Origin of the sequence: Paenibacillus sp. CF095 (genome assembly GCF_900101225.1) — a bacterium.
GTDB lineage: Bacteria > Bacillota > Bacilli > Paenibacillales > Paenibacillaceae > Paenibacillus.
Genome location: NZ_FMZN01000001.1, coordinates 523,922 through 550,212, shown reverse-complemented (window position 1 = coordinate 550,212; position 26,291 = coordinate 523,922). Strand labels below are relative to the sequence as shown.

Below are 26,291 nucleotides of genomic sequence, written 5' to 3'. Positions count from 1 at the left end.
GTCCGTTCCACCCCTCTCCCATATGAAATCCATAATTTTAAATTCCGATCCAGTTCTTTACAATTTCACTGCATGTCCACCATCAAAAAAGTACAGCCATTTCCGGTCAACTTTCCGTCCCAATATATCTTCAATGGCCCGTCCATACAGATCCAGCTGGAAGCGATATTTTTTGGTGAGTTCATCCAAACCACCACGATGCTCCAACACCCGATCCGTCTTGTAATCAAGCAAGACAAGCTCGCCGTCCACCTCATACAGACAATCGATAATCCCTTGTACAAGCACGGTTTCATTTTCAATCGTTGCCTGCATTTTGCTATCTTCATTTAGCATCTGCATATCTGAGTTCGCCGCCTGTTCATGTAGCCATTCCACTGGAGACTGATGTGCCGGAAGTCCATACACAAACGGAATTTCCCGTTTCACCCACGCTGCACGCAATAATTCTTTTCCTGGTTCTGTATTGAAAAATCCGGCCAGTTCTTCAGGTTCGATTGCCGCAGCATGATGGGGCAGCAAAATCTGAAGCTTAATCAACCGCTCAATCGTCTGTTCAATAAGCTGTGAATCAACGGATGAGCCATCTATAGGAAGATGCTGCATCAACGTATGATACACGTTCCCCCGTTCTGCCCCTGTCAGCTGCGTTGCCTCCATGAATTTGGGACGACGCAGGTGGAGTTTGAAAGACGTACCCGCAGATCCCGCATCCGGAACGTTCACCGTACCGTTTGAATCTAACCTTGATCCAGTCTCATGCTCGTTCAATTCACTGGATATGCCACGTAGTACATGGCCTGCTTCATCTTTAGTGTGATTGATTCCTGGCGTGCTGTAATCCAATAATGCCTCGGACTGCTCTCCCAATTCCTCCATGACCTCTACGGACTGGATATCCTGCATCGCAAGTAACGTTTTCAACTCCGTGACAGATGTACTGGCTGCCACTTGAGTTGCAGCTTCATAGGGATATGTCCACGAAAGCCGTTGATCAACTTCGCGAATCAGGCGTGTCTCTTCTTCATGAAGAGCTACTGTGTGTGTACCTGCATCTTCAATGTTTTGGTTAGCCGTATTTTGTGCACTCTTCGTCAGCTCTTCTACAGTTGAGGATGGAACCAACTTCACAGGCTGAACCGCTTGTAGTGCAGCAATTCGTTCTTTCCGCACCTCAGTCATCCCGTCTTCTTCTCCGAGTGTCTGATCTACCACATGATCACGGGATACCTGATCGGCGGAAATAATAGAAATCGACCAACGTGATTGATCATCTGCAAGACAGGCTGAGAACGAATCATTGCTTCCAGCAAGTTCACGCAGCACAGCCGCATCTGGATGTCTCATCAGGGATGGCCCAATCCAGTCCAGGTAGCTCCGCCCTGCAGCAAGCAGATAGTCTGGCAATGCCAGTTCAGGGCTGTCCTTGACCTGAGACCACGCGAGCGCTTTTTTCGCGGCATCTTTTACGGTACCCAGCAGAATCATTTTCTCTTTGGGACGGGTCAGCGCAACATACAACACACGCATCTCTTCAGCAAGCAGTTCAAATTGCGCACGACGACGAATCGCCAGATTGGCTAATGTAGGATAGGCAACCCGGTTCTCACGATCCACAAACCTCGGGCCAAATCCCAGTTCCTTATGCATTAGAAACGGTGCGTTCAAGTCCTGTTGATTAAACATCTTGGATATGCCACCGACAAAAACAATTGGAAACTCCAAACCTTTACTCCGGTGAATCGTCATGATACGTACGGCGTTGTCCTGCTCACCAGAACTACTTGCTACAGTCCCGAGGTCTCCCCCGTTTTCCCGCAGTCTGGAAACATAGGTCAGGAAACGGAACAAGCCGCGATTCGCAGTTGATTCCTCGTATTGTCGTGCGCGATCGTACAATGCCTTAAGATTACTTTGACGTTGCAGTCCTCCTGGAAGACCACCAACCCAGTCCAAATAGCCGGTTTCCCGATACATACGCCAGATCAGTTCACTTAAACTGCCTTGTCTTGCCTCAAGTCTCCACTGCTGCAATTGACGCATAAAGCGAATTAACTTTTGCTGTAACTCCGAGCCTGAGATCTCCGTTATGCCCAAATCCTCACTTGCATGTCCCGCAACACCAGCATCTTGCATTCCATCTGTATGCAATGTAGGCACATCGGATTCATAGACATCATCCAGGATCTCTGCCTCGACTGAAGCTGCTGTCTCCCGCTGTCCCAGTTCCATCTCTGACCAGGCTTCCGGCCACTGTAACTGGACGATATTGGTATCAGGATGATTATCCTGCCGGGATTGTTGTACAGCATTAGTGGAGGAATCGCTCCACTCTCCAGCAGCCGATATAACCGCATCATAGAATGACTGTCTTTTTTCACCAAGCCGAATCTGTGCCAGTTCCTCTTCATCCAGTCCGACAATCGGGGAACGAAGCACGGAAGCGAGCGGAATATCCTGCCTTGGATTATCAACAAGCTGAAGCAGAGACATCATGATTTCCACTTCTGTAGCCTGAAAATAGCCCTTGCTCTGTTCTCCTCCAGCAGGAATTCCCTGCTGTCTGAATTCCTCAATCATGAGCGGAGCCCACATCAAGGTCGAACGCAGCAAGATGACCATGTCACCGTAACGTGCCGGGCGCATCGTTTGCAGGGCTTTGTCATATACATGGAGGGCAGGTTTGTCCGTATCCCCAACCATCTCACGAATACGCCTTGCGATCGCCCTTGCTTCCAACTGGGCTGTTTCAAGTTCGGCACTCTCCAGTTCTGCGGAGACCGATACATCCCCATTCTCATCCGTGCTCTCTGTCAGATCAGGACCACCACCCTGACGATCGATCAGCATGAGTTCAGGTGTATACGCCTCATCACCAAGTGTTTCTGACGGGAACGTAGCCCCATATGCCAGCTGAGCTCGTTCATCGTAAGCAATCTCTGCTACACCTTCGTTCATGAGTTGCCGGAATATCATATTGACCGAATGCACGACTTCCGCACGACTGCGGAAATTCCGCGCAAGATCAATACGTTGACCTGTACGACTCAGATGATCTCCCACCATTCCGTCCTCACGTGTGCTCGCTCCATATTGGCGATACTTGTTCATAAACAGACCTGGCTCGGCCAACCGGAAACGATAGATACTCTGTTTGACATCCCCTACCATGAATCGGTTACCCGGGTTTTCTCTGGAGATCAGTTTCACGATATCTTCTTGAACCGTATTGGTGTCCTGATATTCATCAAGCAACACTTCATCGAATCGCGAACGGTACTCCATAGCCGCATCGGAAGGCATCGACAATTCAGGCGTTGAATCCTCATGTCGTAAAATGTGAAGACAGTAATGCTCCAGATCACTGAAGTCAACTTGCCCACGTTCCTGTTTGGCCTGTCGATAACGTTCTCCAAATGTACTAACCAACCTTGACAACTCCTGCATGAGTGGTGCCGCCTGCTCCAGCTCCTGCCAGAACGAAAACGCAGTTCTTCCGAACAGTGAACCTTTCAGGTCGGTAACTGCCTTTTTCGCAGCCTCACGGAGTTCCTTCACCTGATCCTGTAAAGCCGGGTCCGTTTGATCCTTTTTGCAGGGTTTCAGTTTGCCAAATGCAGCGGGTTGAAACACTTCAGGCAACCTCTCCCATGGCATAACCTGGACCGCAGACAATAGCTCTTCCACCATCACCAGGTCTTCTTTTAACGTATCTGCATAAGGTGCCGGACCTTCAAGCTGCATGGAAATATGGATACCTTGACGGAGCAGTCCTGCTGCACCACTTAAAGCAAGAGCCGCATCACGCAAAATACTCTGAACCCATGCTGAATGTCCAAGTGCCTCCACACTTTCCACCTGAAAAGCAGATGCCATCTCTGAGAGCCAATGATCCGGCCAGGAATGACTGCGGGAGAAATCATACAATCGTTGCACCAGTCGATGCATCGCATCATCATTTCGTTCTCCACTGAACCAGTCCACCAATTCGCGGAATGTACTCCCTTCATCTTCTTCGCCATACTTTTCCTCAAATAGCTCTTCAAGCAGTTCCTGCCGCATGATTTCCGCTTCATTTTCATTTAGGATACGGAAAGCTGGGTTCAACGGAATTTGCTGATAATAACGGCGAATGACTTCCATACAGAATGAATGCAGCGTTGTAATAGATGCCCGTCCAAGCAGCGACAGCTGCTTACGCAGATGCTCTTCTCCAGGCTGTTCTTCAAGCGCACGTTCCAGCGCTTCCCGAATCCGTTGTTTCATCTCGGCGGCGGCCGCTTTGGTAAACGTAGCTACAAGCAAGCGATCCACACTGAATCCTTGGGAGGGATCTGCGATCTTACGAATAATTCGTTCAACCAATACAGCTGTTTTGCCTGATCCCGCCGCTGCGGCAACAAGGATGTCTTCTCCGCTTTCCGAGATGGCACTCCACTGGTCATCACTCCAGAAGCTTCCTTCCGGTTTTGGCATATTCGTCATGATGTTTCCCCTCCCTTGGTGTGAGATAACATATCCCAGATTTGCTGTTTGCCCGGTTTGGACAACAGGTTGTATTCATTTCCTTCTATATTCTCATCAAACTGACAAACAGGCTTATACGGACAGAACGTACACGCCACTTCCTGCTGAATACGATAAGGCTCAATGGCCACATCCCCATCTGTAATCCGGGTACCAATCTCGCGGATATTACTGCGAACCGAAGCAAGCAGCGTATCCCATTGCTCTGGCGTAGCTACAGCGGCGCTGCTATAAAAGCTTCCGTCCGCCTTAAGGGCAACTGGAATAATAGCTGAATATCCCTTATCCAGGGTGTTGTCCATTTGAGCAATTGCGTCCCGATCCGCCAGCAGCAAACCTTTCATTTTGAACCGTTTCAGCAGTTCTTGTCCTGCCTGCTCTGATGTCATGCCGTTTGCGGATTGCAACAGCGGGTTATGCACATGGAAATACAACGTTCCTCCCGGCATCGCCGTTTCCCCAAGCCATTCTTCGGCAGCACTAAGTAGCACCTCCAGATAGGTGAGCATCTGCAATGACAGACCATAGTACACTTCATGTAACTTGAGGTCCGTCTGGCTTGATTTATAGTCAATGACACGCAAGAGCAGACCATTCTCGCCTTCTGCCACATCCACACGGTCAATCCGACCCACGATCTCCATCACACATCCGTTCTCCAGTTCAAAACGTAGTGGCGGCAGTGTTTTATCCGGTCCAAAATCAAGCTCCAGCCCAATCGGTTCAAAACTTCCACGTCTGGACTGTTCACCGAGAATAACGGATGCCCGACTAACAATGTCCTTTAATTTGCGGAAAATATAACCGTATCGCTTGGTGCTCAGCAAAATCTCCCCTTGCAGCTGTGGTGCAATCTGCTCCACAGTTTGCTCGGCTTCCTGACGGCATTGGTCTGGAGTCAAACTGCCCCAACTACGATTTTCTTCGCGCAACCGCATAGCCAGCTGGCTTAGCGCAGCATGAAACAGCTGTCCAATATCAGGAGCCTGAAGGCGGTACAATTGCCGTTCTTTGAGGCGTAGCCCATGCGAAGCAAAATGCGAGAACGGACAAGCTACGAAACGCTCCATTCGCGAGACACTCGTCCTCACCTCTGTGCCATACAGTCTGCGACTGGTAGCTGTACGTAGTGGTAATGCTCTATTACGATAAAAGATCGATCCCAACAACCGCTCCAGCTGAGGTCTGCTTGTCTCCCGAGATACATGCCAATTGTAGACCGCCCACCACATTTCAGGGATGTCTTCTCCGCGACGCCATTTGCGCAATTGTCCAATGAGCGTTGACAGACTCTGACCTGGATGGGTGACATAGGACCAATGCGCTTCTTCCGAGTTCACAACCGGTGGTTGAGCGAGCAATGGCTGTTCTTGTAGACCAAACATTTTCCGTACATGGCGGACAATCTCGGAAGGAAGCAGTGCTTTTCCCTCATCATCAGCAACCGGGTAACTCAGCCACAACTGGCTGCTTGCCGCTGTAAGTGCCGTATAGATTAGAAAACGTTCATCCAGCATCTGCCTGGTTGCACCTGGTCCAAGCGCCATGCCTCGTTCCGTCAGTAACGCTCTCTCCAGTTCCGTTAATACACCATCATCCTGAGGTACGGCGGGCAACTCACCATCAACTGCACCAAGGATAAATACATATTTGATGTCCTGAAGGCGTGTACGGTCCATAGAACCCATCAAAACCTGATCAAGTGCTGGTGGTACCAGACCCAGCTTCAGTTCCGTCAATCCGGTCTCAATCATCCCGGCAAACAGAGTGATATCCAGCCGTTCATTCCCCATCATATCGACCATCTGATCCAATAAATCCAGCACAGCTCCCCACATCTGCCGATGTTCTCTCGACCGTTCGGGGTCACCTTGAGCTTTAGCTTCAGCAGACATATGTTCCAACTTCCATGGAATTTCGGCATCTTCCAGCAGTCTGTATAGTGCCTCGCATTGGGCTTTGGCTGTCTTTGCCTTTTTCATTCGTTTCTCAAAAACACCCAAGGAATCTGTAATGACCGTTCGGCAGCTCTCCATTAAAGAAAGCATCTGGTCCCGTCCTCGACTACGGCCATCCTGACCGTTGTCTTCCAGCGACAGGCTTGGCACATACTTCCACGGTTTGCCGTCAGTCCAGCGATATCCATGAATACCACAGGCCAGTACATAATTCTCAAGCTGGTCCATATCTTCACGAGTGATGGAACCATCACGCGGAAGCAGCAGATCCGTTTTGACACAACGAAATACATCCTCGTAACGCCAGTGGCGCCGAACAATATCCAGTGCGGAACGGATAAACTCAGATAATGGATGATGAAGTTCATTTCTTCTGCGGTCCAGAAAGACGGGTACGTCATAATCCCTGAATAGAGGTTCAGCTATATCAGCGTAGGTATCCAACTGACGAACAAGTACCGCCATATCCCGATAACGCGCACCTTCGTTTTGCGCCAGACGCCGCATCTCACGCAGTGCTCCCTCCATCTCAGCTCGTCGGTTCTCCGCTGCAACCAGTCGGATTCCGGAATCAAGGCCATCACTTTTCCACCGAATTCGGCGGTCGAAACCAGCCTCCAGATGAGCAAGTCCCGGACGATCCTTGTATCTCGGTGGAATCTCCGAATCTAGCACGGTTATATCGCTCGGTACACCCAGTTCATCAGCCATCCCTTTGAGACGCGCGTAGGCACTCGCCGTGGGATAAAACAGTTCCAGTTCTCCAGGCAGTGCGCCGTGATCATAAGGACGATCCAATGTCAGTGCAATCGTCACGGAAGACGACTGCAACATTAGCCGACCGATCACACTCATCTCCTGTGGCGTGAATCCCTGAAAACCATCAATCCAGATCTGGGCATCCTGCAGCAATGCACTTTCCGACAAACGATCTGTCAGCTCGGTCAATGTGTCTTCATCATCAATATATAAATTGGTCAGTTCCTGTTCATAGTCACGATATATCAGATTCAAGTCATGCAACTTGTCCTCCAGAATTGGCGAAGTAGATGAGGTATTCCCTCCAGACAGCCCTTCTTCCAGCAATGATGGATCAACTTCATAACGTTTAAATTCACTATATAAGTCATTTAACTCGCCTATAAAACCCAGCTGGCTGCCGGATGCACCAAACAGCTTCAATTCTTCCTTACGGCGCTGGATGACTTTGTAAAGCAGCATTTTTTTTCCTTCGGCTCCGATCGGAATACGAGCAGAACCACCTGCTTCTTGCATTACACGATAGGCTAAACGGCGAAAGCCGAGCACTTCTGCACGCATGGTACCTTTAATTGCTCCAGAAGACACCAATGCCTGCTCTGTTCGAAAAGAACTCTGTTCGGGAACGAGTAAAATTAAAGGTTTACCTTGCGGCTCCTTTTGAAGCAGGGATGTAATTTCCCGGGTAATCAGCGAGCTTTTACCGCTGCCTGCCCGGCCAATAACAAAACGAACGGACATGTCTAATCCTCCAAACCACACGTACAAGATTTTAATTCCCAGTATAACATATCTGACTTGGTTCGGAACATACGTTTGCCACTATTCGGTAAAACCGGAGATCATCTCCGTTAACACAGCAAAACAGCAAAAAGCCCGCAGCTATCACACTGTGGACTTTTGACTTGATCTATACTTGATTGGAACGGAAATCATACAATTAATTCTTTTTACTGCGCACTTCGAAAATAGCAAATTTCAAGTAATGTCCTTCATCCACTCCCAAAATTTGCGGGTGATCCTTACCGGCTGCTTTCCAGTCGATCAGACGAAGCACTTTGCCTGCATCTTCTGCTGCATCCGCAATCGTGTCCAAGAAAAGGTCAGGACGCATGTGATACGAACAGCTCGCTGTTACCAAATATCCGCCCTCATTAACCAGTTTCATTCCTTGCAGATTGATATCCTTATATCCACGGCATGCACCTTTGACTGCTGATTTCGTTTTGGCAAATGCAGGAGGATCGAGGATGACCACATCAAATGTTTTACCGCCAGCTGCCAGCGCTTTGGATGTATCCACTTTCTGTTCGCCTGCACGTGCACGTGTGGTACGTTCATCCAGCCCCTTCACTTGTTCACGCAAGTACTGGAATGCATCAGCAACTACAAATTCGACCCGGTCGGTAAAACCGTTCAGCTCCACATTTGTTCGTGCACTCTCAATGGCATGCTCCGAAATATCAAGACAAGTCACTTTTTTGGCTCCATACTTGCAAGCATTCAACGTAAAGCTGCCCGTGTGTGAGAAACACTCCAGTACAGTAGCACCGTCCCAATAAGGGAATGTAACTACCTTACCGCTTTTATTCACAGGTAAGAGTTGCTCTGTGCCATCCTGCTCGGTCGTTTGAAGTGTAATTCCACTCTTGTAGCCCCAACCCTTCATGAGCGGTTCGATGGCTGCACGATTCTCGCGTTGGTCGAAGAAGTAACCTGTCTTCTGTCCTTCCACGATATCCACTTTAATGAGTAGTCCATTCTCTGTAACGGTGACCTGTCGTGGGCACTCTCCGTACAGCGGACCTTTGGTCTGCTCCAAACCTTCGAGTTCACGAATTGAGACATCACTGCGCTCATATATGCCTTCCGGCTGCATTACTTCAATGAGCGCCTGTACAATCGCTTCACGGCAACGATCCATGCCAAGTGTAAGCAACTGTACAACGAGGATGCTGCCGAATCGATCAACGATCAATCCTGGCAGAAAATCAGCTTCTCCGTAAACGAGACGGTATGCCTCTCCATCCTGGATAAAACGTTCCCGATGACGCAAGCAATCACGGAAACGTGCTGCAAAAAACGCGGTGTCCATCTGTTCGGACTCCAGCGGTTGATAAGCTACAACTCTTACTGTGATTTGAGATGCAGGATTGTAATAACCTGTCGCCAGATAGCGACCTTGATGATTCAATACATTGACCAGATCTCCCGGTTCCGGGTTTCCGTCAACAGAGGCAATTTCATTGTTAAATATCCATGGATGGGCATGTTCAAGTCGCTTTTTGCGACTGCGTTCGAGTGTAACTGATGGCAAGGTAGATCCACTTCTTTCATAGTTAGTTGAAAAGATAGGTTTGGTGCGGCGCGTAGGTGGCGTTTCGGTTACGAATCGATCTTCCGATCGCTGTTGTCTCCAGATTTTTTTGATTCCCTTTTTTAAAGGGAAAATCCGGAGACAAAGGCGCACGCTTCGCTTCTTCAGATTCGATTTCGTCCCCTCCACTACGTTTGCACGAATCACCGTATCTTTCGAATTGGGGTGCGACAGTTAAGATGCTTCAGTGACGAATTGTTACTACGGTCGCTTTATTTAAATGACGTTACGGTTACGGATTGGTTTTGAGCGTTTTTATTCTTTTTTTGGACTTCCCTACTAAAAAAGTCTGAAATAACCGCAACACATGTGCGGCTTGCTTCCGCAGATTAGATTCGTCCCTCCACTACGTTTGCACGAACCACTGTATCTTTCGAATTAGGGTGGGGTAATTTAGGTCGCTTCCCTCTGAATTCCTTTAGGCTTGTCATGGTTGTCTTTTCTTACTCATAGGATGAGTTAAGGAACCCGGACGGAAGGAATGATATTTTTATGTTTAGAGATGTGATATTGCCCCTACTCTATGGGCTTATTATCTTTTTTGGTGGCATGAAGCTGATGGAAACTGCCTTACAACGTATGGCAGGGCCCATGTTGGCAGGTTGGCTCAATCGCGCCACCTCTGCTCCATGGAAAGGCATGGCCTTCAGTGCGGGCGCAACGGCCCTGTTACAGAGCAGTACTGCGGTCACCGTACTCACCATTGGACTGGCTAATGCCAGATTAATTACCTATGGACGCACACTCGGCATCATCCTCGGTACCAACATCGGGACATGTCTGACGACGGAGCTGGTGGGATTACAGATCGGACGTGCTTCCCTGCCGCTGCTTGTCCTGTCGCTTACGGGCTGGGCCATGTTTGTTGTCCTTGGTGAACGCAACCTGGCCGCTCCTCAACGCACGCGCCGGACACTGTTTAACATCCAGTACAGCTTCCTCGCAGCTGCGGGATTTGCACTTGTTATGACAGGCATTCAGGTAATGCAATCCATTGCCTTACCCTTGCGGAGCATGGGCGTATTTCAATGGTTTCTCGACCGCTCGGCAGACAGCTTGTGGTGGGGCTTCCTGGCAGGTGCCTGTCTGACAGCGCTCATTCACAGCAGCGCAGCTGTCATTAGCATGGCGATTACGCTCGCAGCCACAGGGGTATTACCTGTGGAGATCGGCATCGCCATTGTGATTGGGTCCAACGTCGGGACCTGCATCACCGCTGTGATCGCTGCCGCGGGCGGAGCATCCGCAGGCAAATTTGTCGCAGCCTCCCATGTTGTATTAAACATTGCGGGAGCGCTGCTGTTTATGCCGCTGATCGGCCAGCTGCATGCAGCTTCGGCCTGGCTGTCAGCGGATAACGGGGCACAGATTGCGCATGCCCAGACCCTTTTTAACATCACCAGTTCACTGCTTGCTTTGCCATTCTGTTACTTGCCAATCTGGCACAAAAAACCACCGGTCCACGCCCCAGCGGCGAAGTCACCCGTGGCTTGATGATCTGCCTATCCTGACACACAGAACGCGCGGGTAACTGACTCGAACAATAATGCGTTATACGTTAATGCCTAACTTGTTCAGGGCTACACGCAAGATATCATCGTTATTATCATATCCGCTCTGCTGCTGTAAGGACCATGCTTCTTCCGGAGCATACCAATCCACACCTTTGATTTCTTCAATCTGAGGCTGTAGATCACCACTCTCGGCTTCAACGAGATAATAATGAACTTCCTTGTCCACCGGGCCAAAATCTGCATGTTGGTACGTATAAGCAATAATATCAACCGGCTCTACAATGCGACCCACCATACCTGTCTCTTCCAAAATCTCGCGCAGTGCCGTTTGTTCGATTGTTTCTCCCTCTTCCATTTTGCCCTTGGCGAGAGTTGTTTTACCATAACGATCTACGATAAGCTGAATTTGAAGACGTCCGTCTTCCCCTGTTCTATAAACAACTCCGCCTGCTGAAATTTCTTTTTTGTTCATCGTGCTCTCCCCCATCAACTTCGATATCTTTATCTTATTTATTGCAAAAGAAGGACCTCATTCCCCCGGGTAAGCTCCCCAAGGAAATGAAATCCTTGTTTCTGACGCCTCGATCACATCGCGGCGGACTTAAGATTCTCTTCCAACACACGTACCAGCGTAGCCTGACTCTCGTTGACGCCGGCTTCAACCACTTTGACCCGGCACACTTTACCGACCATATCCATGGTTCCGTCAAAGACCAGTTGAATGTAGTTGTCGCTATAACCGTGCAGCTTGCCACTTCCCTCGCGGCCTTTGGCTTCACCTTCGGGAATAACATCCAGTACCTGTCCGACAAACTGCTCAGCGTACTCCAGCTGCATCTGCTCGGACAACTCAATCAGTTCATGCACACGTGCATTTTTGACTTCTTCGTCCACCTGATCTTCCATTCGTGCTGCTGGCGTACCTGTACGCTTGGAATAAGGGAATACGTGCATTTCGGAAAAACCGATCTTCCGCATCAACTCATAGCCATTACGGTACATCTCATCCGTCTCACCTGGAAATCCAACAATGATGTCTGTTGTAATCGCTACATCCGGCATTGCTTCCCGAATGCGAAGCATTTTGTTGTAAAACTCTTCTGTCGTATACTTACGGCGCATACGTTTCAACACCGTATCATCACCCGCTTGCAGCGGAATATGGAAGTGACGAACAAGTTTGTCCGAACGTTTGATCACGTCGAGCATGCGGTCATCGATCTGACTGGCTTCAATCGAGCTGATTCGAATACGCTCCAAACCCTCTACCTTATCCAAATCCCACAGCAGGTCGGTCAGATCATAGTTCTCCATGTCATCGCCATACCCACCTGTATGAATACCGGTCAGAACAATCTCCTTGTATCCGGCGTGTACGAGTTGATGCGCCTGTTGAATAATGCTGTTCGCCTCACGGCTACGTGAGAGACCACGAGACCATGGAATAATGCAGAATGTACAGAAGTTATTGCATCCATCCTGGATTTTCAGAAATGCGCGGGTACGGTCAGCAAAATCCGGTACGTCCATTTCTTCAAACACACGGGTTTTCATAATATTACGCACCGCATTAACCGGTTGACGCGACTCCTGAATTTCATTAACATATGGCAAAATCTTGTCACGGTCTTGTGTACCGATAACCAGATCCACCCCTGGGATGTCCAAAATCTCTGCCGGAGAAGTCTGCGCGTAGCAGCCTGTAACGGCCACAATCGCCTCCGGGTTGCGCCGAATGGCACGACGAATAATTTGACGGCTCTTTTTGTCGCCGGTATTGGTTACTGTACAAGTATTAATCAAGTATACATCCGCTGTCTGTTCATCAAAGTCCACTTGATCGTAACCTTCGTTTTTGAACAATTGCCAAATCGCCTCTGTATCATAGAAATTAACTTTGCAGCCTAAGGTGTAAAACGCCACGGATGGCATAATTACATTCCTCCCATTTCTCCGGATTCATATAGCACGCAAGTTAGTGCTGCCATTCCAGCTGTCTCAGCACGCAAAATGCGTTTGCCCAGTCCAACAGATACAGCACCTGCCTGATCAGCCTCTGCCGTCTCCTTCTCAGAAAATCCACCTTCCGGTCCAACCACGATCAAAACTTCTGCACTTGCATCAGGTGCAAGCTGCTCTACAAACGGCTTCAGTACATCTCTCAGCTGTTTACCGTTTTCTTTCTCATAACAATAACATACCAGGCTATAGCCCTCAAAAGAAGATAACAGCCCTTTCCAGGAAAGCGGCTGCTCAACAGTTGGAATGCGATTCCGGTGACTCTGTTCGGCAGCTTCCTTGGCAATTTTCCGCCACCGCTCCAACCGTTTGCCTTCTTTCTTGGCATCATATTGCACAATCGTACGTTCTGACAGGAAGGGTACAAATGATACCGCCCCAATCTCAGTACATCTCTGGATGACTGTTTCCATCTTGTCGCCCTTGGGCAAACTCTGTGCCACGGTTACACGAATCCGTGCTTCATGGTCCATCTCGAGAGGTTCGACAATATTTGCAGTAACTTGGCCAACTTCAATAGTTTCAATTTCCACGAGTGCTTCTTTGGAGTTTCCGTCACTGACAATCAGTTTATCTCCAGGTTTACCACGCATGACCTTGCCGATATGGCGTGCATCATCACCTGTGATGATCACAGCGTGTTCATTAAACTGTTCTGCAGATACAAAATATCGCTGCATTAGTCAATCCACCCATTCTGTCCTGTTATGACTGGAATTCACCCCGCCTGATGACAGGCGTGAATCCAATCGCCACAGATGATCATACAACTTTTACGTGTTTCTGACCAGTATATCAGCCCAAAACACGATACGCTTTTAGCGATATAATTCAATAACCAGCTTTGCCAGATCCACATACATCGTTTGCGCAAACTCATACAAAGGTTGAATCGTCACATTTTGCAACGGAGGTATAACAAGAATCAATAAGAAGATAAAAATGGACCATTGCTCCACCCCTTGCAGCTTGCGGCTGATTGAAGGTGGCACTACATCTTCCAGAATCCGATAACCATCAAGCGGGGGCAACGGAATCAAGTTAAACAGGAACAGGAAAAAGTTGGTTAAGTTAAAGATAGCGAAAAACGTTGTGATTGCTGTCAGCAACCGCTCATTATCAATGCCGCCGAGTGCTCCCGAACCAACCAGTGAAGCATAGATGATTGTACCGATGATCGCGAGCAACAGATTGCTCAGAGGCCCTGCTGCGGATACGATGATGCCCATCAATCTAGGTTTGTCGAAGTTAGCACGATTAACCGGAACTGGACGTGCCCAACCAAAGCCGGCAATAATGAGCAACAGCACACCAAACAAGTCAAAGTGTACAACCGGATTCAGCGTGACCCGACCCAACAGCTTGGCTGTCGGATCACCGAATTTGTTGGCAAAATACGCATGCGAGAATTCATGCACCGTAAATGCGATCAGGATGGTCAGCAGGAAAAACGGAAGCTGATCGATCGGATAACGAAAGAACGAATTCCAAAAGTCCATGGGTTACCCCTTTCTGGCTACAAACGCCAGCCAATCCTCATCACGGTGGATCGCACTCACTTCAAACCCGGAGGCTACCAGTGCATCATGTACAACCTGCTCTTTGTTTTTCCAAATTCCGGATACAATATAGGTCCCACCGGACTCAAGCGCATTATAGACATCGTCTACGAACAACAAAATGATCTCAGCCAGAATGTTCGCCACGACAACCTTAACTGGCAGTTGCACACCAAGCGCAGGGTCCTGACTCCCGAGGACGGACAACAGATCGCTCTCTTTAACCGTAATTTGTTGCTCCAGCCCGTTCAGTTCCACATTCTCCCTGGCACTGATTACCGCAACTGGATCAAGATCAAGCGCCAGTACATGTTTTGCCCCAAGTTTTATCGCTCCAATAGCCAAAATACCAGAGCCTGTACCTACGTCAATAACTTCCTCGCCGCCCTGAATAACCGTTTCCAGTGTGCTCAAGCAGAGGGAGGTCGTTGGATGTGTTCCTGTACCAAAGGCCATGCCTGGATCAAGCTCAATAATTTTCTCATCTGGACTTTCAGGCGTATACTCTTCCCACGTTGGTTTAATCGTCAGACGTTCCGATACGCGTACCGGCTTGAAATATTGTTTCCAGGCTGTTGCCCAGTCATTTTCATCCACTGTACGCGTCTCATAACGAACCTCACCTGTATCAATTCCAAATTCAGAGAGTTCCTCAATTCTCGGATTAACTTCGGACTGTAGTGCAACCATATCCGTACCTTCGGAGAAGTACCCTTTGATGACCGCAAAGCCTTCAGGAATATCATTCAAAGGAACGTCGTATAACTCACCATACGTTGTGTCCCGTTTTTTATTTAAAGTACCGGACTCTTCAATCGAAACCCCTCCAGCACCCGCTTCATGTAAAAAATTAGAAATCATCTCCACGGCTTCTTCTGTGGTATGTATTGTTAGTTCATGCCATAACATACTTGGTTTTTCCTCCTCATTTTTAAAACATCCCAACTATTGTACTACACAAGCTAGCCAGAGCACAAAGCCGCACCAGTAAAAGAAAAACAAAACAGGATATCCGCAGCCTGACTGCTCGAATATCCTGTCATCTATTCATACATATCTGTTTCATTTACTACATTTTGCATATTTCGAATCTCACTTAGCAAAAACGTCCACCGTTCTGTGTGATCATCTCTGCGGCTTGCGGGAGCGAATCGTTGGATACGGACACGGTCAGCAAAATTTCTTGTTTTAGCCTGTTTGCCGAATCCTCTTTGGGTGCATCATACACCTGACCATTGGACAACATTTCCGTTTCATCACTGATCAAGGCAAGTACATTCAGTTCGCCACTAAATCCTCCAACGACGGCTGTAGGGGAATTATCGAAGCCCTTAACATCGTTTGAATCCAATGCAGACGCTTCATTGCCAAGGCTCTCTATACTCAATTGGTTTGGGTGCAACAATTCCAGGGCTCTGCGTGCAGACTCCGCCTCAGTCCAGCTTGTAAAAACAGCTTCGAGGGTCACCGCCGAGCGATCTTCAGTCATGAAGCTCCCGTCCCTGACGTCGATCAGCCGCTTCACTGCGGCGTAGTGCTTCGATATCTTCATGATCCGCAGCTTCAGCGCTGAATTCCACGTCCTCATTTTTCGCGGATTGCATACGTTTCATCTTTTCCGTTTTGGTTAGAATCTTGCCTGGACGTTCATGCTCTGCCATTGTAATGCTCCTCCTTCAAATTAAAATGAACTAACGGTTACACTGTAACACTCCGATTGTAGTCCCATCCTCCGATCGCTGTTATCCCCAGATTTCTTCAACTCCCTTCTTAAAGGGAGAAATCCGGGGATAGCGTATACTTCCGAAGTAGCTTTCTTGCGAAAGCTTTTAGGCGAACGCTTCGCTTCTTCAGATTGGTTCTACACTCTCCGTTAAAGTGTAATTCTCTGTTCATCTTATATAGATTTACTGAAACTAGATCATTCCACCGGCTTGTTCGATTATAGACATCGCGCGGTGATGTACCGATTCATCTACGATGACGGTTAGTAATACATCCCTTCCTGTAGGTCCACCCTGTCCACCATCACTCATGCCGCTTGCAGAAGGGTCCGCCGCAGCCATGATTCCAGCACTGGCATTCGTTTGCATCGAATCGGGCACCCATGATGAAAAACTACCGGAAACGCCCGGCTTGTAGGAAGCCCCGCTTGGTCCTACACCCGCATATCGGCTGAATCGATTAATTGACAGGTCCTCCACTCGCAATGCCTCCAGTTTTTTGGCTGCCCCTTGAGCCTGTTCCGGGCTGTGAAAGTACGCCAAAATATTTTTCTCGGTCATCCGCTTCACCTGCTTCCCTAATTTCTCGCATATCAGCTATGCATATCATTCTCGCCATGCTATCTTTCCGCAAGTTCGCTCAGAATATACCGAAATGCTCCCACAAATTGCTGTCGTTCTTCGTAGCATAAATCCATGGATTTCACAAAAACCACTGAACCACAAAAAAAGGCGCACAAAAAAGGACACCCCGCGGTAAAAACCGCTATGGTGTCCTGTTGGGCTTGCTTTATTTTATTCTTAGTCGCCGCGGAAGGCGCGTTTCACTCTATCAAAGAAAGATTGTTCATGCTCATGTGTTTGCTCTCCATCCAGCGCAGCAATTTGGCGAAGCAGATCCTTCTGCTCGTCATTCAGCTTACTAGGTGTAACCACAACCACTTTCACATGTTGATCCCCTTGCCCCATACCGCGCAAGCGTGGTACACCTTTGCCTTTGAGTCGGAAATACGTTCCCGTTTGTGTACCAGCTGGTACTTTCAACTTCACTTTCTCGGTCAGCGTTGGGATTTCAACTTCATCTCCCAGAGCTGCCTGAGCAAAGGTAAGTGGGATTTCGCAATAAATATCGTCACCTTCACGCTCGAAGAAATCATGTGATTTCACGCGAATGACAATATACAGATCTCCCGCTGGTCCGCCACGCAGGCCTCCCTCGCCCTCACCTGTCATACGCAGTTGCGCGCCATCATCTACACCCGCTGGAATGCGGACATGGATTTTGCGTTGCTTGCGAACTTTACCGCTACCACTGCACGTTGTACATTTTTCTTTGATAATTTGGCCCGAACCACTACAGTTCGAACATGCACGACGATTAACCATTCGACCAAACGGTGTATTTTGCACGACTTCCTGCTGACCGCTACCTTGGCAGACCGAGCAGGTTTCCGGTTTCGTTCCAGGTTTGGCACCTGAACCATGACAGGTATCACAGCCTTCGGTACGCGGAATCGTAATATCGGTTTCTTTACCGAACACAGCTTCCTTGAACTCAATCGTCATCGTGTACTGCAGATCATTCCCCCGTTGCGGAGCATTGGGATCACGTCGTCCACCGCCACCGCCGCCAAAGAACATGTCGAAGATGTCGCCAAATCCACCGCCACCACCGAATCCACCTTGATTCGGATCGACATGACCATATTGATCATATTGTGCACGCTTCTGACCGTCACTCACTACGTCGTAAGCTTCTTTAACTTCTTTAAATTTAGCTTCCGCATCAGCAGCCTTGTTTACGTCAGGGTGATACTGACGGGCAAGCTTACGGTAAGCCTTTTTAATCTCATCGTCGTTAGCCGTTTTACTAACGCCAAGCACCTCATAATAATCACGCTTTTCAGCCACTCTTCCACCCCCATATCATTCACCATATCGCACATCGTGACAAAAGGAAAGCCAAAGCGCGGGAGCCCCGGCTATGACTTTCCCTCTAATTCGAACGTCACCGATGTTTAATTCGCGTAGAACTACGAATTAGTTTTGTTTTTTATCTTCATCCACAACTTCGTAATCAGCGTCTACGACGTTATCACGTTTAGCGGAACCTTGTTGCTCTTCAGCACCTTGTGCTTCTTGCTCTTGCGCCTGAGCTTGCTCATACAGTTTCACGGACAGTTGTTGAACGATCTCTGTCAGTTCTTCTGTAGCAGCTTTGATATCTTCCAGGTTGTCGGAAGCCAGAACGCCTTGCAGTTTTTCTTTGGCAGCATTTGCTTTTTCAACTTCGCCAGCATCTGCTTTTTCGCCAAGATCTTTGATCGTTTTGTCAACAGAGTAGATCAATTGATCTGCACTGTTTTTCGCTTCAACGAGTTCTCTGCGTTTTTTATCTTCTTCAGCGTGCAACTCAGCATCTTTCATCATTTGCTCAACTTCAGCATCGCTCAAACCGCTGGAAGAAGTGATTGTGATTTTTTGAGTTTTATTAGTACCTTTATCTGTTGCAGATACGTTAACGATACCGTTGGCATCAATATCGAAGCTAACTTCGATCTGTGGAACGCCACGTGGAGCTGGTGGAATATCACCCAACATGAAACGTCCAAGCGATTTGTTACCTGCTGCCATCTCACGCTCACCTTGCAGAACATGAATCTCAACGCTTGGTTGATTGTCTGCATAAGTGGAGAATACTTGAGATTTGCTTGTAGGGATCGTTGTGTTACGCTCGATCATTTTGGTGAATACGCCACCTGCTGTTTCGATACCCAGGGACAGTGGAGTTACGTCAAGCAATACAACGTCTTTCACGTCACCTGTCAGCACGCCCGCTTGTACAGCAGCACCCAAAGCTACAACTTCATCCGGGTTAACGCCTTTATGAGGCTCTTTACCCGTCAGTTTTTTGATTGCTTCTTGTACTGCAGGGATACGTGTGGAACCACCAACCAATACGATCTTGTCGATATCGTTAGCTGTCATACCCGCATCACTCAATGCACGACGAGTTGGTTCTAGCGTACGCTCAACCAGACCTGCAGAGATTTCTTCAAATTTCGCACGGCTCAGGTTCAACTCCAAATGCTGTGGAACGCCATCAGCAACCGTAATGAACGGCAAGGAGATCGTTGTAGTCAATACACCGGAAAGTTCTTTTTTCGCTTTTTCCGCTGCATCTTTCAAACGTTGAACCGCTGCTTTATCTTTGCTCAAGTCAATGCCTTGATCTTTTTTGAATTCACTTACGAGATAATCAATGATTACTTGGTCGAAGTCATCCCCGCCCAGTTGGTTGTCCCCGCTCGTTGCTTTAACTTCGAAGAAGCCGTCACCCAGTTCAAGAATGGATACGTCGAACGTACCGCCACCCAGGTCATATACGAGAATCGTTTGGTCTTCGGATTTCTCCATACCGTATGCCAAAGCTGCTGCTGTAGGCTCGTTGACGATACGCAGAACTTCCAAACCTGCAATTTTACCCGCATCTTTAGTCGCTTGACGCTGACTGTCATTGAAGTAAGCAGGTACAGTGATAACTGCTTGAGTTACCGTTTGACCCAGATAAGCTTCAGCATCAGTTTTCAATTTTTGCAGGATGATTGCAGAGATCTCTTGTGCAGAGTAGTCTTTGCCATCAATTGTTTCCTTGTGGGAAGTACCCATGTGACGTTTGATCGACATGATGGTACGATCCGGATTGGTGATCGCTTGACGTTTTGCAGTTTCACCAACAACGCGCTCTCCATCTTTTTTGAAACCAACTACGGATGGAGTTGTACGTGCGCCCTCCGGATTTGGAATTACGACAGCCTCGCCGCCTTCCATTACTGCTACGCATGAGTTTGTTGTTCCTAAGTCAATACCAATTACTTTGCTCATCCGAAAATTTCCTCCCTCAACAATTTAAAATGAATGGGTCTGATCTGACCCTTATTTAGATGTTCATGTTGCTAATCGTGCTCTATGTGTACAAACCTTTATATTAAACTTCGCCCACATTGTTCAACTATGGAGCCGACCCATTCCTTCCTATAAGGAAATTATGAGCTGACTTTAACCATAGCTGGACGAAGCACTTTATCTTTCAGCATGTAGCCTTTTTGGACTTCCTCAACAACGATACCTTCTTCGTACTCGTCGCTCTCCACTTGCATAATAGCTTGGTGGAATTCAGGATTGAACGGTTGTCCTACCGATTCCATTGCCGTCAGACCTTCGTTATTCATCACGGTTTCCAATTGACGGAAAATCATTTGGATGCCCTTGGAGAAAGATTCGACCTCTGCTCCTTCCGGTACAGTAGCCATGGCACGCTCGAAGTTATCAATAACCGGTACCAGTTCGGTGACCAGCTTCATCGAAGCGTATTTAGCCAATTCTTCTTTTTCCTTCTGAGTACGACGACGGAAGTTATCAAAATCAGCCTGTGCACGGACATAACGTTGCTGTTGCTCCTCAGCTTCTGCCTTCAGACGTGCAAGCTCATCCTGCTCCTGACCAGCCATCTCTTCAGCTTGTGCTTCTGCAGCGCCAGCTTCATTAATAGGCTCCTGCTCAGCTGCTGTTACCTCTTGTTCTTCTGTAAATGATTGCTCCTCTTTCAAGATGTTCACCTCCTTATACGAATGAAATGGTTCATTCCCGAATCTTATTTGAAACGATGTGTCAGCATCGCCGTCAAGTCACGGGATAGTGTATTTAGAATATGAATGACACGTGCATAATCCATCCGCGTGGGTCCTAGAATACCGATCGAACCCAATGCCTCACCGTCCAATGAATAGGAGGCTGTAATCAGACTGCAGTTGGCAAAGGCTTCATGATCATTCTCAGTGCCGATTCGCACTTGAATACCAGATCCACCCGGCACGGGCATCATCAATTTCATGAGTGTTGGTGTCTCTTCCAGCAGGTCAAGAATATCTTTTACCTTTTCGATATCTTTAAACTCCGGTTGAGTCAACATATTGGTGGCACCACTGAGGAACAGACGATTATCATGTTCGTTGTCAAAGGCACTGTTCAGCACCTGCATAACTTCCTCGTAACGTGTAATATGCCGTTCCATCTCTTGCCCGAGTTCAGTATAGAGACGGGATTTCAATTTGTAAATTGGCACACCAACCAGCTTGGTGTTCAACAGTCGAACCACTTTCTCCATCTCGGCTACCGAGATTTCTGGAGGAATCTGGACCGTCTTGTTCTCCACCTGACCGGTATTGGTCACAATGATTGCCACAGCTTCACTTTCGTTCAGCGGAAGCAATTGGAAGTGACGTAGGGACGTATGGAATACTTCCGGTCCAAGCAGGATCGAAGTATAATTCGTCATATGTGACAAAATATTGGATGCATGCTGAATAACTTGCTCCATGACGTTCAACTTTTCAGCGAAGAACGACTTCAGATCATCCAACTCCTGAGGCTCCACCTGATTCCAGGGAACCAAATGATCGACATAATATCGATAGCCTTTATGGGATGGAATGCGTCCAGCCGATGTATGCGGCTGTTCCAGAAAGCCCATATCTTCGAGGTCCGCCATTTCATTACGGATCGTCGCCGGACTGTATCCAACATCTCCCCTTTTGGAAATGCTCCGGGACCCTACGGGCTCAGCTGAACGGATATAGTCATCCACTATAGCGTTCAGAATCATTCGTTGACGCTCTGTTAACATGGTGAGTATTCCCTCCTTCTGACTGTACTGTCCCATGTCGTTAGCACTCCAGTTAGATGAGTGCTAAGCGGTAATACAAAAATACCAAACTGACGTGAACATTGTCAAGTGAGTTTGATGAGTGGGCTCATCTATTTATAGTATAGACCAATGTCGACGAGTCCTAACAACTTTATTGAACATACCTTGAAGTAAAAAAGGACTGCATGTAGGGCAGAGGCTGACTCGGCTCAATCCATGCAGTCCATTCAGTTGTTAGGCTGAAACGTTAAGCTCTTTTAATACCGCGATCTCATCACAACAATCCTGCTTGCTGCAATGAACACAGTCGGTCCATACTTTCTCGGGGAAAATCTCTTTTTCCACCACGGCAAAGCCGTTTTTGAGGAAGAAGGATACTTCATATGTCAACGCCATAATCTTAGGAATCTGTTGTTTCTCCGCTTCTTCTACCAGTCGGTCCAGCAATCGGGAGCCAATTCCGAGCCCTTTGTGTCCTTCCGAGATACCGAGTGATCTGACTTCCACCAGATCATTTCCCAGACGACAAAGCGATCCGCAACCCACCACTTCACCATCAACTTCGGCTACAACAAAGTGCTCCAGCTGTCGGTGCAGTATTTCCCGTGATCGCGGAAGCATGATCCCACGCTCTGCATAGCCCTTAATCATTTCATACAGTGGTTCAACATCTTCCGGCACGGCTTTTCTGCATATTACCGACATCCTGCTCTCCTCCTATTACCAAGCTTTCCAGAGGAAAGCTGACTTCGTAGTTGTTAAATTAACACGCTCTGTAAAATCAATATGAATAAATATACAACAGAGCGTATAGAATTTCAAGCTATGAATTCAGCGATATGGACCCGATAAACTCCGCAAAAACGTCATTTCCGAACAGGATACCCTGCTCGCTCAGTCGGAAGCCGTCTGCCGTCCGCTCAAGCAGCCCTGCGTTCAACATTTTGCCCAAAGGCTTTGCAAACACTTCTTCCATGGACTCTCCGAACTGTTCGCTAAAACGTGAGGCCGAAGCCCCCTCCAACATTCTTAGTCCAACCATCAGATAATCTTCCATGGCCTCAGGGCGAGCAATCTCAAAATGATCCAGACGAGGCAGTCCTGCACGCGAAGCTTCAACATAAGGATTTATACCTTTAATATTCATATGCCGTTCGCGGCCTACATATCCATGTGCACCTGCACCCAGACCGTAGTAGTCCTCATTACGCCAGTAGGTAATATTGTGACGACTCTCAAAGCCCGGCTTGGCAAAGTTACTGATCTCGTATTGTCCATAGCCTGCTTCTTTCATACGTCTCATTAATAGAAGATACATCTCCAGCTCGTCATCTTCATGAGGAAGAGGTAACTGGTTCTTCTGATACAGTGTATGGAAAAGTGTATTCTCTTCGACTTTCAGGCTGTAAATGGAGTAATGCGGCAGATCCAGTTCCAGCGCTTTGTCGATGCTCTCATTCAACATCTCTACGGTCTGGTTTGGCAACCCAAACATCAAGTCAATGGACAGGTTATTCAAGCCTGCTTTACGAGCATTCTCCAAACTGCGATATACATCATCCGTATTATGAATACGGCCAATGCCTGTCAGCAGATCATTCTGAAACGCCTGCACGCCAAAGCTGACACGGTTGACGCCGCCCTCTTTCATTGCAGCGAGCTTCTCCGCATCCGTGGTTCCCGGGTTAGCTTCCATCGAAAATTCAATATCGTCCGCCCAATTTGGGAAATACGTTTTCACGGAACGAAGAAATACTGCCATCTCATCCGGTTTCAGAGCTGTTGGCGTACCACCACCTACAAATATGGTCTTGATCTCACCCGGTGGATTGGCCTTAACTGTATGTTCCATCTCCCGTTCCAGCGCTTCGAGATATTGCATCACGGGCTGATCTTTCAGAACGTAGGAGTTAAAGTCGCAATAAAAACATTTATTCGTGCAAAAGGGAATGTGAAGATACACCGCTTGGGGCGCACCTGTCTTCCGGCTGTGTGCTGCCAATGTCATGGCAAGTCCCCCTCTATTTGAAAAAAGGAAAGCCATCCGGCTTCCCTTTCAGCTTAGTTATTTAATATTCTGTGTTGTAACCATGTTTGCAAGCAAACGTCCTACAATTCAATTTCGATACACACAATCTGTGTTGTACCCGAAAATGAATTATCTTTAATCTAATTTGAATACACATATTCTGTGCTGTACCTCAAATTAGATTGTTTAATCATCAATTTTCAGTACCGCCATGAATGCCTCTTGTGGCACCTCAACGTTACCAACTTGCTTCATCCGCTTCTTACCTTCCTTCTGCTTCTCAAGCAGTTTCCGTTTCCGCGAGATGTCACCACCATAACACTTGGCAAGTACGTTTTTACGCATTGCTTTTACCGTCTCACGAGCAACAACCTTGGTACCTACAGATGCCTGAATTGGCACCTCGAACATTTGCCGTGGAATCAGCTCGCGCAGTTTCTCACAGACAATGCGTCCGCGGTTATAGGCACGGTCACGGTGAACGATGAAGGACAGAGCATCCACCTGTTCGCCATTGAGTACAATATCCATTTTCGCCAGATTGGACTGACGGTAACCGGACAGCTCATAATCCAGGGATGCATATCCTTTGGTACCGGATTTCAACTGGTCGAAAAAGTCATATACAATCTCGGACAACGGTATCTCATAGGTAATGGTAACCCGAGTTGTGTCCAGATATTCCATATTCACATATTCACCGCGTTTATTCTGACACAGCTCCATAATGGTACCTACATAATCATTTGGTACGATAATATCTGCCTTGACGTATGGTTCCTCGACGTAATCAATCCGTCCCACCTCAGGATAGTTGGATGGGTTGTCAATTTTCATCACTTCACCATTGGTTAAGGTGACGTGATAGATTACACTTGGTGCCGTTGTGATCAACGGAATGTTAAACTCCCGCTCGATCCGCTCCTGGATAACGTCCATGTGTAGCAGTCCAAGGAATCCGCAACGGAATCCAAAACCGAGTGCACTGGATGTTTCCGGTTCAAAGCTCAGAGACGCATCGTTCAACTGCAATTTCTCCAACGCTTCACGCAGATCAACATAGTCCGATGTTTCGATCGAATAGAGACCACAATACACCATCGGGTTAATTTTGCGATAACCCGGCAGAGGTTCCGGTGTTGGATTTTTGGCATCTGTTACCGTATCCCCGACTTGTGTATCGCCTACATGCCGAATACCGGCAACAATAAATCCAACATCACCCACGTTCAGCTCGTCCACGATGGTCATGCGAGGTTTGAACGCTCCAACTTCAATGACTTCAAATGATTTACCTGTTGCCATCATTTTGATTTTGGAACCGGATTTGATTTTGCCATCAACAACACGTACATATACGATTACACCTTTGTACGGGTCATAGTGCGAGTCAAAAATCAGCGCTTTCAAAGGCTGGTCAGGATCACCAGTCGGTGCCGGAACACTTTGCACCACTTGCTCCAAAATTTCTTTGATTCCGATTCCTGATTTGGCCGAAGCCAAAACCGCATTACTTGTGTCCAAACCAATAACATCTTCCACTTCCTGCTTGACCCGTTCAGGATCAGCACTTGGAAGGTCAATTTTGTTGATAACTGGTAAAATTTCAAGGTTGTTATCCAATGCAAGATACACGTTGGCAAGTGTTTGGGCTTCAATTCCCTGAGCCGCATCCACAACCAGCAGAGCACCTTCACATGCAGCAAGACTTCGTGATACTTCATACGTGAAGTCTACGTGTCCTGGTGTATCAATCAGATTCAATAAATACTCTTCACCGTCGTCCGCTTTGTAAGTCAAGGCTACTGCTTGTAGCTTGATCGTTATTCCACGTTCGCGTTCAAGGTCCATTTTATCCAGAACTTGTTCCTGCATTTCACGTGAAGTGAGCGCACCTGTGTGCTCCAAGATCCGGTCCGCAAGTGTTGATTTGCCGTGATCTATATGTGCAATAATAGAAAAGTTACGAATTTTACGTTGTCTTGCCCGAATGTCAGTCATTCCTTACCCCCAGAAACAGCCTAGTGTCAATCACTTCATTATAACAGTTGAAGCACAGTGCATCAATCCCGTGATGTCTCAACTTTAGAATAAAGTGTTATAATACACTCCCAGAGG

General features: G+C 47.8%; 19 protein-coding genes. 1 reads left to right on the top strand and 18 read right to left on the bottom strand.

The genetic code is table 11. From position 1 onward, the window contains the following. Nucleotides 1–57 precede the first annotated feature (57 nt). From addA to BLS69_RS02360, 3 genes are all read right to left on the bottom strand, one after another. Nucleotides 58–4,485, bottom strand: coding sequence for a helicase-exonuclease AddAB subunit AddA (gene addA, locus BLS69_RS02370; RefSeq protein ID WP_091028399.1), 4,428 nt, complete (start codon nucleotides 4,483–4,485; stop codon nucleotides 58–60). After that, nucleotides 4,482–7,985, bottom strand: a complete 3,504-nt coding sequence (gene addB / locus BLS69_RS02365) for a helicase-exonuclease AddAB subunit AddB (RefSeq protein WP_091028396.1) — start codon at nucleotides 7,983–7,985, stop codon at nucleotides 4,482–4,484. The genes addA and addB overlap by 4 nt, the downstream gene beginning before the upstream one ends. Nucleotides 7,986–8,184: 199 nt before the next feature. Further along, entirely contained in the window at nucleotides 8,185–9,561 is a 1,377-nt protein-coding gene (locus BLS69_RS02360) for a class I SAM-dependent rRNA methyltransferase (RefSeq protein ID WP_091028395.1), read from the bottom strand. Between the two features lie 552 nt (nucleotides 9,562–10,113). On the opposite strand from BLS69_RS02360, the gene BLS69_RS02355 reads away from it, so the two are divergent. Beyond that, complete coding sequence (locus tag BLS69_RS02355; RefSeq protein WP_091028393.1) at nucleotides 10,114–11,115, top strand: Na/Pi cotransporter family protein; 1,002 nt, start codon at nucleotides 10,114–10,116, stop codon at nucleotides 11,113–11,115. A 57-nt stretch (nucleotides 11,116–11,172) separates the two neighbouring features. Here BLS69_RS02355 and BLS69_RS02350 read toward each other — a convergent pair whose 3' ends face one another. From BLS69_RS02350 to lepA, 15 genes are all read right to left on the bottom strand, one after another. Next, nucleotides 11,173–11,607: an NUDIX hydrolase gene (locus tag BLS69_RS02350; RefSeq protein WP_091028391.1), complete on the bottom strand. Its 435-nt coding sequence runs from the start codon at nucleotides 11,605–11,607 to the stop codon at nucleotides 11,173–11,175. Nucleotides 11,608–11,720: 113 nt separating this feature from the next. After that, on the bottom strand, nucleotides 11,721–13,067 hold the full coding sequence (gene mtaB, locus BLS69_RS02345) for a tRNA (N(6)-L-threonylcarbamoyladenosine(37)-C(2))-methylthiotransferase MtaB (protein WP_091028389.1): 1,347 nt from the start codon (nucleotides 13,065–13,067) through the stop codon (nucleotides 11,721–11,723). Between the two features lie 2 nt (nucleotides 13,068–13,069). Continuing rightward, a complete protein-coding gene (locus BLS69_RS02340; RefSeq protein ID WP_091028386.1) occupies nucleotides 13,070–13,834 on the bottom strand; it encodes a 16S rRNA (uracil(1498)-N(3))-methyltransferase in 765 nt (254 codons plus the stop codon). A 138-nt stretch (nucleotides 13,835–13,972) separates the two neighbouring features. Continuing rightward, nucleotides 13,973–14,653 carry a site-2 protease family protein gene (locus tag BLS69_RS02335; protein WP_074095894.1) on the bottom strand — a complete coding sequence of 227 codons (681 nt, stop codon included), beginning with the start codon at nucleotides 14,651–14,653 and terminating at the stop codon, nucleotides 13,973–13,975. Between the two features lie 3 nt (nucleotides 14,654–14,656). Further along, on the bottom strand, nucleotides 14,657–15,622 hold the full coding sequence (gene prmA, locus BLS69_RS02330) for a 50S ribosomal protein L11 methyltransferase (RefSeq protein ID WP_091028380.1): 966 nt from the start codon (nucleotides 15,620–15,622) through the stop codon (nucleotides 14,657–14,659). 187 nt (nucleotides 15,623–15,809) lie between these two features. Then, on the bottom strand, nucleotides 15,810–16,202 hold the full coding sequence (locus tag BLS69_RS02325; RefSeq protein WP_091028377.1) for a hypothetical protein: 393 nt from the start codon (nucleotides 16,200–16,202) through the stop codon (nucleotides 15,810–15,812). Next, entirely contained in the window at nucleotides 16,195–16,374 is a 180-nt protein-coding gene (locus BLS69_RS02320; RefSeq protein WP_017687220.1) for a YfhD family protein, read from the bottom strand. The genes BLS69_RS02325 and BLS69_RS02320 overlap by 8 nt, the downstream gene beginning before the upstream one ends. A 255-nt stretch (nucleotides 16,375–16,629) precedes the next feature. Further along, entirely contained in the window at nucleotides 16,630–16,998 is a 369-nt protein-coding gene (locus BLS69_RS02315; RefSeq protein WP_017687219.1) for a hypothetical protein, read from the bottom strand. A gap of 240 nt (nucleotides 16,999–17,238) precedes the next feature. Beyond that, the gene (dnaJ, locus tag BLS69_RS02310; RefSeq protein ID WP_091028374.1) at nucleotides 17,239–18,348 is read right to left on the bottom strand and encodes a molecular chaperone DnaJ; all 1,110 of its coding nucleotides are present in this window, start codon (nucleotides 18,346–18,348) and stop codon (nucleotides 17,239–17,241) included. Nucleotides 18,349–18,477: 129 nt separating this feature from the next. Continuing rightward, nucleotides 18,478–20,322, bottom strand: coding sequence for a molecular chaperone DnaK (dnaK, locus tag BLS69_RS02305; RefSeq protein ID WP_091028373.1), 1,845 nt, complete (start codon nucleotides 20,320–20,322; stop codon nucleotides 18,478–18,480). 161 nt (nucleotides 20,323–20,483) lie between these two features. After that, nucleotides 20,484–21,056 carry a nucleotide exchange factor GrpE gene (grpE, locus tag BLS69_RS02300; protein ID WP_133385571.1) on the bottom strand — a complete coding sequence of 191 codons (573 nt, stop codon included), beginning with the start codon at nucleotides 21,054–21,056 and terminating at the stop codon, nucleotides 20,484–20,486. A 35-nt stretch (nucleotides 21,057–21,091) separates the two neighbouring features. Further along, nucleotides 21,092–22,123, bottom strand: a complete 1,032-nt coding sequence (gene hrcA / locus BLS69_RS02295; protein ID WP_076211670.1) for a heat-inducible transcriptional repressor HrcA — start codon at nucleotides 22,121–22,123, stop codon at nucleotides 21,092–21,094. A 255-nt stretch (nucleotides 22,124–22,378) separates the two neighbouring features. Then, the gene (locus tag BLS69_RS02290) at nucleotides 22,379–22,849 is read right to left on the bottom strand and encodes an N-acetyltransferase (RefSeq protein ID WP_091028370.1); all 471 of its coding nucleotides are present in this window, start codon (nucleotides 22,847–22,849) and stop codon (nucleotides 22,379–22,381) included. Nucleotides 22,850–22,967: 118 nt separating this feature from the next. After that, nucleotides 22,968–24,152: a radical SAM family heme chaperone HemW gene (gene hemW, locus BLS69_RS02285; protein WP_036668565.1), complete on the bottom strand. Its 1,185-nt coding sequence runs from the start codon at nucleotides 24,150–24,152 to the stop codon at nucleotides 22,968–22,970. Between the two features lie 207 nt (nucleotides 24,153–24,359). Beyond that, entirely contained in the window at nucleotides 24,360–26,174 is a 1,815-nt protein-coding gene (gene lepA, locus BLS69_RS02280) for a translation elongation factor 4 (RefSeq protein WP_091028369.1), read from the bottom strand. Nucleotides 26,175–26,291 lie beyond the last annotated feature (117 nt).

Excerpts from the sequence above, each read along its gene's own strand:
- hemW (WP_036668565.1), bottom strand. The coding sequence starts at position 24,152 with ATGACATTGGCAGCACACAGCCGGAAGACAGGTGCGCCCCAAGCGGTG.
- dnaK (WP_091028373.1), bottom strand. The coding sequence starts at position 20,322 with ATGAGCAAAGTAATTGGTATTGACTTAGGAACAACAAACTCATGCGTA.
- addA (WP_091028399.1), bottom strand. The coding sequence starts at position 4,485 with ATGACGAATATGCCAAAACCGGAAGGAAGCTTCTGGAGTGATGACCAG.
- BLS69_RS02315 (WP_017687219.1), bottom strand. The coding sequence starts at position 16,998 with ATGACCGAGAAAAATATTTTGGCGTACTTTCACAGCCCGGAACAGGCT.
- addB (WP_091028396.1), bottom strand. The coding sequence starts at position 7,985 with ATGTCCGTTCGTTTTGTTATTGGCCGGGCAGGCAGCGGTAAAAGCTCG.
- BLS69_RS02335 (WP_074095894.1), bottom strand. The coding sequence starts at position 14,653 with ATGGACTTTTGGAATTCGTTCTTTCGTTATCCGATCGATCAGCTTCCG.
- mtaB (WP_091028389.1), bottom strand. The coding sequence starts at position 13,067 with ATGCCATCCGTGGCGTTTTACACCTTAGGCTGCAAAGTTAATTTCTAT.
- BLS69_RS02320 (WP_017687220.1), bottom strand. The coding sequence starts at position 16,374 with ATGGCAGAGCATGAACGTCCAGGCAAGATTCTAACCAAAACGGAAAAG.
- hrcA (WP_076211670.1), bottom strand. The coding sequence starts at position 22,123 with ATGTTAACAGAGCGTCAACGAATGATTCTGAACGCTATAGTGGATGAC.
- BLS69_RS02325 (WP_091028377.1), bottom strand. The coding sequence starts at position 16,202 with ATGACTGAAGATCGCTCGGCGGTGACCCTCGAAGCTGTTTTTACAAGC.
- lepA (WP_091028369.1), bottom strand. The coding sequence starts at position 26,174 with ATGACTGACATTCGGGCAAGACAACGTAAAATTCGTAACTTTTCTATT.
- BLS69_RS02350 (WP_091028391.1), bottom strand. The coding sequence starts at position 11,607 with ATGAACAAAAAAGAAATTTCAGCAGGCGGAGTTGTTTATAGAACAGGG.
- BLS69_RS02340 (WP_091028386.1), bottom strand. The coding sequence starts at position 13,834 with ATGCAGCGATATTTTGTATCTGCAGAACAGTTTAATGAACACGCTGTG.
- prmA (WP_091028380.1), bottom strand. The coding sequence starts at position 15,622 with ATGTTATGGCATGAACTAACAATACATACCACAGAAGAAGCCGTGGAG.
- BLS69_RS02290 (WP_091028370.1), bottom strand. The coding sequence starts at position 22,849 with ATGTCGGTAATATGCAGAAAAGCCGTGCCGGAAGATGTTGAACCACTG.
- BLS69_RS02355 (WP_091028393.1), top strand. The coding sequence starts at position 10,114 with ATGTTTAGAGATGTGATATTGCCCCTACTCTATGGGCTTATTATCTTT.